General features: G+C 50.2%; 7 protein-coding genes. 2 read left to right on the top strand and 5 right to left on the bottom strand.

The window, feature by feature from the left end:
* Positions 1–41: 41 nt before the first annotated feature.
* Positions 42–995, top strand: coding sequence for an aminotransferase class V-fold PLP-dependent enzyme (locus QME66_12030; GenBank protein ID MDI6809692.1), 954 nt, complete (start codon positions 42–44; stop codon positions 993–995).
* 175 nt (positions 996–1,170) lie between these two features.
* Complete coding sequence (locus QME66_12025; GenBank protein MDI6809691.1) at positions 1,171–2,397, top strand: ATP-binding protein; 1,227 nt, start codon at positions 1,171–1,173, stop codon at positions 2,395–2,397.
* Positions 2,398–2,473: 76 nt separating this feature from the next.
* Here QME66_12025 and QME66_12020 read toward each other — a convergent pair whose 3' ends face one another.
* The 5 genes from QME66_12020 to QME66_12000 all read right to left on the bottom strand — a co-directional run bounded on the left by QME66_12020 (position 2,474) and on the right by QME66_12000 (position 7,977).
* A complete protein-coding gene (locus tag QME66_12020) occupies positions 2,474–3,820 on the bottom strand; it encodes a (Fe-S)-binding protein (protein ID MDI6809690.1) in 1,347 nt (448 codons plus the stop codon).
* Positions 3,813–4,442 (bottom strand): hypothetical protein, encoded by a 630-nt coding sequence (locus tag QME66_12015; protein ID MDI6809689.1) that lies wholly within the window; start codon positions 4,440–4,442, stop codon positions 3,813–3,815. Before QME66_12015 ends, QME66_12020 begins: the two co-directional genes overlap by 8 nt.
* A 24-nt stretch (positions 4,443–4,466) precedes the next feature.
* Positions 4,467–4,784 carry a TusE/DsrC/DsvC family sulfur relay protein gene (locus QME66_12010; GenBank protein MDI6809688.1) on the bottom strand — a complete coding sequence of 106 codons (318 nt, stop codon included), beginning with the start codon at positions 4,782–4,784 and terminating at the stop codon, positions 4,467–4,469.
* 299 nt (positions 4,785–5,083) lie between these two features.
* Positions 5,084–7,018 carry a response regulator gene (locus QME66_12005; protein ID MDI6809687.1) on the bottom strand — a complete coding sequence of 645 codons (1,935 nt, stop codon included), beginning with the start codon at positions 7,016–7,018 and terminating at the stop codon, positions 5,084–5,086.
* A gap of 11 nt (positions 7,019–7,029) precedes the next feature.
* Entirely contained in the window at positions 7,030–7,977 is a 948-nt protein-coding gene (locus QME66_12000; GenBank protein MDI6809686.1) for an ABC transporter substrate-binding protein, read from the bottom strand.
* Positions 7,978–8,033 lie beyond the last annotated feature (56 nt).

Below are 8,033 nucleotides of genomic sequence, written 5' to 3'. Positions count from 1 at the left end.
AATCAAACGGGAATTCTAATTGTCGTTACCGGGAATTCTAATTGTCGCTGAACACTGATGCCCTGAATCTCATCATTTCCGGCTTGCTCAAGGAAGGGGATCATGCGATCACAACAAACCTCGAACACAATTCGGTTCTGAGGCCGCTCTATCACTTGTCCAAATACAGTGGAGTTGAGCTTGATTACGTTCCCTTTGATGGAAAAGGATTCGTTGACCCGGACGATTTTCCCAAGAAATTTAGAAAGAATACGAAGCTCGTTGTCGTGAACCACGCTTCGAATGTCATCGGCACCATTCAGCCAATAGAAGAAATCGGAAGGCGTTGCAAGGAGAGAGGTGTTCCCTTTGTTATCGACGCATCTCAATCTGCCGGAAAGCTTCCTATCGACATCGAAGACCAGAATGTGGATGTGGTCGCCTTCACGGGCCACAAAGCGCTCCTTGGCCCGACCGGCATCGGAGGTCTCTATGTCCGGGAGGGCATTGACATAAGGTTCACACGCGCAGGAGGAACCGGAGTGCGTTCGGCCGTTCGCACGCATCTTGAGGAGTACCCTTACCGCCTTGAATACGGAACTCTGAACATCCTAGGCGTGGCAGGGCTCTACGCTGGGCTGAACTGGATCAAGAAGAAGGGACTCAACACGATTTACGAACAGGAGATGAAGTTGACGAACAAGGTCCGCGATGGCCTTAAGGATATTGAAGGAGTCACGCTTTACTGCCAGGATGACTTAATGAATCACATCAGTGTCTTTCTTTTCAACGTTGACGGCCTGGAGGCAATGAACACCGGGACCATGCTGGATGTGGATCACAACATTGCCTGCCGCACCGGCCTCCACTGCGCCCCGCTCGTCCATGAGCAGCTTGGCACAGACAAGATTCACGGAGCAGTCCGTTTTGGAATCGGCCCATTCAATACGGAGAAGGACATAGATACTGCCATCCAGGGAGTCAAAGAAATAGCAGAATCAAGAAGAAACAAATAAGAAGCGGCATCTCACTGACCTGCGCAACTTCTCCCTACTCTTATTTACCTCTATCAAGGACTAGCGCGTTCGCGGCAATTTCGCAGACCGAATGATGGCGGAGGTGGCAGAGTTCAGGATGCTCTCCAGATTTCTCTTGACAACGTGTCATAATGTCACTATGGTGTGAGAAGATATGACAGAGTACGTAGAGCGCGATATTGCCTTAGCAGTGCAAGAGGCATTGAAGGAAATGCCCGTTGTTATCATAACGGGAATGCGACAGACGGGAAAAACCACATTCCTCCACATGCAGCCAGGGTTCAAAGGAAGGCGCTATGTCACCCTTGACGATTTCGCCCAGCTCGAGGCTGCAAAGCTCGACCCCGAAGGATTGGTGCATACTGATGAACCTCTGGCAATTGATGAAGCTCAGAAATGTCCCGAGATTCTGACTGCAATCAAGAGAGTGGTGGACAGGAAGAGAACTCCGGGGCAGTTCCTCCTCACGGGTTCAGCTAACTTTGCCATTCTCAAGGGGATTTCCGAGAGTCTCGCAGGGCGTTCAGTCTACTTGGTCCTCCACCCTTTCAGCAGGAGAGAATTAGTCCAGCGTACGAAACGGAAACCCTTCTTGCAGAGCTTCTTCGAGTCAATGAAAAACCCCAGAGGAGAAGGTTCTGGCAAGATAGGGTTGGAGGAAATTCTCATCGGTGGAATGCCGACGGTTTGTCTTGGGGAAATCAAGAATAGATTCCTCTGGTTCAAAGGATATGAACAGACATATCTTGAACGAGATGTGAGACAGTTAAGTCAGATCGGAAACACCATTGCATTCAGGCATCTCTTGCGTCTGACTGCCCTCAGAACAGGACAGATACTGAGTCTAAGCCAGATTGGCAGAGACTCGAAGCTGAATGTTCAGACGACATCCCGCTACCTATCTCTTCTTGAGGCCTCTTTCATCATATATCGTCTGAGTCCATATTTGAGGAACAAGGCAACCAGGCTCATCAAGTCTCCCAAGGTGTACATGAGCGATTCGGGACTTGCCTCCTATCTTGCAGGCGTGGACTCAATTGAGTCTGCGTCAAGAGAGCCTCTCATGGGTGCAATGTTTGAGACATATGTGGCCCAGAATCTCTCATCAATGGTAGATGCCCGATGGCCTGAAGCCAGACTTCACTTCTGGAACGTTCAAGGGCGATATGAGGTTGACTTCGTTCTGGAAGTTGGAAACAAGTGCATCGCCATAGAAGTCAAAGCGGCGAGTAGATGGGTGGAGCGCGACCTTGCCGGTCTCAGGACATTCCTTGCAGCGACGCCTCAGTGTGTAGCAGCGATTCTTGCATACAATGGCGCTGAACCAGTAAGGCTCGGCGAAAAGGTCTGGGCTATTCCGTTGGGGCTATTACTGTCCTGACTAGAACGTGGCTCATGCGTTTGTTCTGCACGAACCTCTTCTTTATTCATAAATCCGCGTTCAATCTTCTAAACTCTTACTTACCTCTGTCAAGAACCAGGGCGTTCGCGGCAATTTCGCAGACAGTTTTTATCTCGACACCAAGCTTGTAGTGCTTGTTGAGCTCCATGAGTTGATCGATGCAGTTGTGGCAGGGGGTTGCAACCATCTTGGCTCCGGTTTTTCTTATCTGCTCAGCTTTGGTCTTGCCCGCATCAAGGCGTCTTTGGCTGAAGCGGGTCATGGCTAGTTGGCCGCCCCCTCCTCCACAGCAGAAATTCTTCTCCCGGTTCGGATACATCTCAACAAACTGAGCAGCAGAATGCTTCAGGATATATCTCTGCTCCTCGACGATTCCTCCAAGGCGAACGAGGTTGCAGGGATCGTGAAGAGTAATTGGTTCCTGGTTGAGTGACGAATCCAGTTTGATCCGGCCCTGGCGGATATAGTCAGCCACAACTTCGAGAATGCTTTTGACCTCGAATGGATATTTCTTGCTCAACCATTCCGGGCCTTCCCATCTGTTGGAATTGAAGCCGTGGCCGCATTCTCCAAGGACTAATGTCTGACAACCCAGTTTCTCCATGGATTGAATGAGCCGTTCTGAAATGATTCCCGCGCTTTCATCATCTCCGCTGTAAAGGGCATAGTTTGTTACGTCATAACCCTCGCTGGGCAGAGTCCAGCTTTCGCTGGCGGCACAGAATATCTTGCCGACAGCTACAATGGACAATGGGAAAAACATTGGCTCGCGTGGATTGACGGTGTAGAGAAGCTTTGCGCCTTTCTTGTCCATGGGAAGCTTCGCGTCCTTGTCATTGACCTCTTTCTGAAGCTCTTCTTCCAGCCACTGGACGGTCTCAATCCAATCCTTTTCGGCGATGCCCATGTTATTCCCTTTTTCAATGGCTGTGGCGACTGTGGAGTCAAGGCCGGGGGGAACAAGATCCAAAACAGCCAGGGCACTCCTGGCTGTCCGGATGAGATAAGGAATGTTCAAGCCCATCGAGCAGTTCAAGAAGCAGCGGCCGCAGAGCGAGCATCGTCCGAAGAGAGTGTCCACCCATTCTTTCACCATTGCTTGATCGAGTTCCTCGGCACCCACCCAGCCCGGAAATTTCTTTCCCGCAAAATCAAAGTATCTCTTGAAAACGGACACGACAAGATTGAGTTTGTATGCGGGAAGTGAATGCACGTCTTTATCAACCAGGTAATAGTGGCATGAATCGGCACAGAGGCCACAATGCACACAGGAATTGAGATAGGCCGCGTACGCAGAATGAATCTTCTCTTCAAAGACGCTGAGGGCTCGTCTCAGGTCGTCTGAGCTCAGCGCCTCGATTCTTTCTTCGAGAGGGTCTTTCTTGCCGCGCGCGTCATCCATGCTTCAAGCCCCGTGTCTCCGGTGGCAGCACTCCTCTCCTTCCGAAGAAAAGGCCGAATAGGACTTTCACATAGAAAAAGAAGAAACAGTGGCGGATTTTTCCAAACGGAATATAGAGAAGCATGACGATCGAAAGAATCAAAAATAGAGCCGAGACACCTGCTGACAATGTGTTCAAGAATGCAGAAAGCAGAAATAGATCAACGAGGATATTCGAAGCAAAATCATCCGGACAACTTATTGCTTTCAGGGCAGGAGCAATGATTCTCCTGGCAAGAAGAGCAAGACCGCTCAAGAGACTCAGAACAAACAGAATCCGGAAGACAGCAACAAGAGGCTGGGGCAAGCCAAAAGGTACGATGACAGAAAGAAGACAGAAGAACCCCGCAAAGATTCCGGCGTGATAAACGATTCCGCCCGTGTAAGTGGGAAGATGCTTGGATGCACTTTCTTTTTCCCACGGCATCATCCCCAGGCCAAAGGCAAAGAGAACACCCTTTCTCCCGTCGGCACGAGGTTCAGCATAGAGACGCTTTTTCCCGAATGAGAAGGTTTTCAGGATCTCCATGGAAAGAAAAACGACTGAGAAAACGAGGGAAGCAGTAGCGGCTAATCTTAGCAATGAGAGTATGAAGGACCTTTCTTTCTAAACACAGCCATCAGGTTTGGGCAGTCCCGCGACCTTGCAGGCTCCTTTGGCAGGCCCGGAGGGGAACAATTTGTAGATGTATTTCAACTGAAACCCTGTGTTCTGGCAGAGCTTGCGGACCATGGGCGCCAATTTGTTTTCCTGGTAATAGCTCCGGATATAGTTGATGACAGCCCAATGGTCTTCAGTCAAAGATTCTATTCCCTCCTCATTTCTGGCCAGGAGTTCTGCAATCCCCTTGGTCCACTCTTCCTGGTTGACCAGGAAACCCTCTTCATTGACTTCTATTTTTCCATTACCTTCAGCAAACGACATTTCAAACTCCTTAGATTCCTCTGATGAACTATCGGAGCGCATCGCTCCTTCCTGTCCGGGAGACTGGAACTCTCTTTCCTGCAAGTGTGACAATCTTCAGATTTTTGGCTTGTGTTGTCCCTGCTTATGCGCAGGAAGAATTGTATCGTTGTGAGGCAATCGCCGTCAATAGCCGGAGAGGACGATCGGAATTAGGTGACGTGTCCGCGAATTGGAGCGCGATAGCCGTGCATCAAAAATAGGTGACTGTCACTATTTTTTGGAAAACCTGTGCACCGGAAACCTGGAAGCAGAACCGCTCAACTTGGCTGGCACGCGGACTGAGAAACCAGGAAGTCCTGGACGAATGACAGGAGTTCTTCCAGATCAAACGGTTTGGCAATGCATTTGTTGCCGGCCCGCCTCACGAAAGACTCAGTTTCGGGATTCACCGTATCTCCCGTGAGGAAGATCATCCTCTTTGACAGCTCTGGCAGGATCATCTTGATCTCGGAATGGAGCTCCTGACCGCTCATATTGGGCATCTTCATATCGCACATAATGAGGTCGTATGTCCTTGCTCTCAACTTTTCCAGGGCCTTTTCGCCGGAACTGACAGTATCCACCTCATATCCTTTCGCGCCCAGAAAGTCATTAAGCAAATCCAGGATGCCCTCTTCATCGTCGACCACCAGGATGCTGGCAGTTGGAGCCGAGGCCGCCTCTCTCTGGGGTTTCTCCTTTGTTTCCGCGATTGGCTTAGTTTCAACAATCGGAAGCTCCACGAGAAGAGTGGCACCTTGCCCTGATTGAGATGCGGCAGAGATATTTCCTTGATGTTCCTTGACTATTCCATAGCAAATGCTCAACCCCAAGCCGGTCCCTTCGCCTGCTTCCTTGGTAGTGAAGAAAGGATCAAAGACCTTGCCAAGATTTTCTTCTGGGATGCCCGGGCCGGTATCTGCAATCACTATCAGAATCGTATCGTCTCTTCTTGCAGTCTTCACGAGAAGGCTGCCTTCCTTTGAGCACCCGGACATAGCCTGGGACGCATTGGTTATGATGTTGAGAAAAACTTGCTGCAGTTGGTGAGGATCCCCTACTGTCATCGGAAGATTGTAGTCAAGCTCAGTCGTGGCCTTAACCTTGTTGACCCTCAACTGGTAGCTCACAAGGTCAAGGGTGCTTTCTATGATGCTGTTTATGTCAATCGGCTTTCGTTCGGGTTTGGACTTTCGCGAAAAAGTCAGAAGATTGTTGACTATCCTGGCACAGCGCTCAGCCTCCATATGTATTCTCTCAAGGTATCTTGATATTGGGGGACCGGTATCTGTGCCCAGCGCCAGTTGAGAAAACCCGATGACAGCGGAAAGCGGGTTGTTAAGCTCATGGGCAACACCGGAGGTAAGTTGACCAACGGCTGAGAGTTTTTCTGATTGAACCAGAATTGCCTGAGTTTCCTTAAGCTTTTTCGTTCTTTGTTCGACTTTTTTCTCAAGATTGCGGTTATAGTCTTTAATCTCATCGATCAATTTCTTGAGGTTGCGGGTCATAAGGTTGAACGCGGCCGCAAGTTGTCCGAGCTCGTCTTTTTGTTTGACCACCACTTCAGAGGAAAAATCACCGACAGAGATTCTTTTCGTTGCCTCAACCAGCCTTTCCAGCGGGCTCATGACTATCTTCACCAACAGAAAGACCAGAAGAATTCCTAGACAGACTATTTGCAGTGTAATGAGAAACACCACTCTTTTCATGTCTCCGATTTGCTCGGCCATCCTTGCGGTGGTAATCCAGACTTTGACCGTGCCAATTTCTTCGACCATTTGCCTGGCCCTGTTATCGCGCTGGGACATCCCAGCTCCAAGGACCACTTCCTCAGCGGAACCTATTGTCTTGACGGAAGTCACAGGGAGCCAGAATTGGCGGCTCTGGCCGGACGGGGATTGATGAGGCAAAACTCTCTTATCCACGCTGGCGAGCAGCTTACCACCTTTGTTGAGAACCGCAATGTGGGCGACATCTTCATCTGCAGATACGCTGTCAAGAAGCCTGCGGAGCAACGGGGTGTCCTCAACAAGAACTCCGTACTCACTGGAAGAAGCCAAATTTTTTGCGAGATATCTTCCCTTGTCTTCCAGCTTGTTTCTAATTAGCTCGGTCTGTTTCCGAATTAGAAATCCGCTTAGAACGGCAGAAGTGAGAATGATCAAGACCGAGAAACTGACGATGAACTTGAATTTGAGACCAAATCTCACAGACTGTCTCCTCATCGCACGACCGAATCGGCTGACCTGAGGACAGGTGCCGGAATCTTGAGTCCTATTCGCTTGGCTGTTTTCTCATTCAGCGAGACAAGCACCTTTCGCGGTCTGGCAATCGGGATCTGAGACGGACTTTTGCCGGAAAGCACCGACAGGGCGATCTCTCCCGCCTGTCTTCCAATATCTGCGTAGTCGCAGTCCAAGGAGAAAAGAGCCCCTGCTCTGACATATGCGGAAGAAAGCCCCATGAATGGAACGCCGTTTCTCAATGTGAAGAGCAGAAGCTGTTCCGTAGAAGACGGGGTGAAGATTGCTGCATCCGGTAACGCCCACAATCCTTCGGTTTGTCCTTTCAGCCACTCGAGCGCCTGTGGGATTTCCTTTTCTGATGAGACCTTCACTGAAATCAGGGTGATGCCCAAACTCCTGGCAATCGGTTCTGCGCTCCTGACCCGGCTTTCGGTCTCCGCGGTGCACAGCACACCCAGGTTTCTCAGGTCTGGAACCAGGGTCTTGAATTTCTCAAATTGCATCTTGACTGGGATATCCAGGGAGGCTCCGCTCAGATTGTTTCCAGAAGACTCCAGGCTTTTCACCAGCCCGCTCTTGGCGGGACCCAATACCATGCAAAACACGACGGGGCGGTCTTTGATCCTGCTGCTAACCAACTGGGTTGCCTCAGTCCCTATGGTCAGGATTACAGAAGAACGCTTTTGAACCTGCGAGAGGATTTTCTCGTTCTCGCTCTGTTCGGATCCAAGAATGTGGTCCTGGAATTGGATGTCCCTCAGGTTCTCCCGCAAAACCTTCCGGAGGCCGGAATTGGCATCCTCGTAGGCTTGAAGGCCGTCACTTCTTACGATCTGGACCGTAACTGGAGTGCATTGGGCAAGCCCCGCAAGAAAGAATATCGCGGCACTCCACAGTAAGGCATTTATGTGCTTGAGCGACATCTGCTAGTGTAGTGCGTCTAACGCTTCTTTACATTTGGTGACTTTGGCCAGGATGC

The organism is Candidatus Eisenbacteria bacterium (assembly GCA_030017955.1).
GTDB lineage: Bacteria > Eisenbacteria > RBG-16-71-46 > JASEGR01 > JASEGR01 > JASEGR01.
Note: the sequence above shows the minus strand (reverse complement) of the source record. Positions and strands in the feature narration are given on the sequence as shown.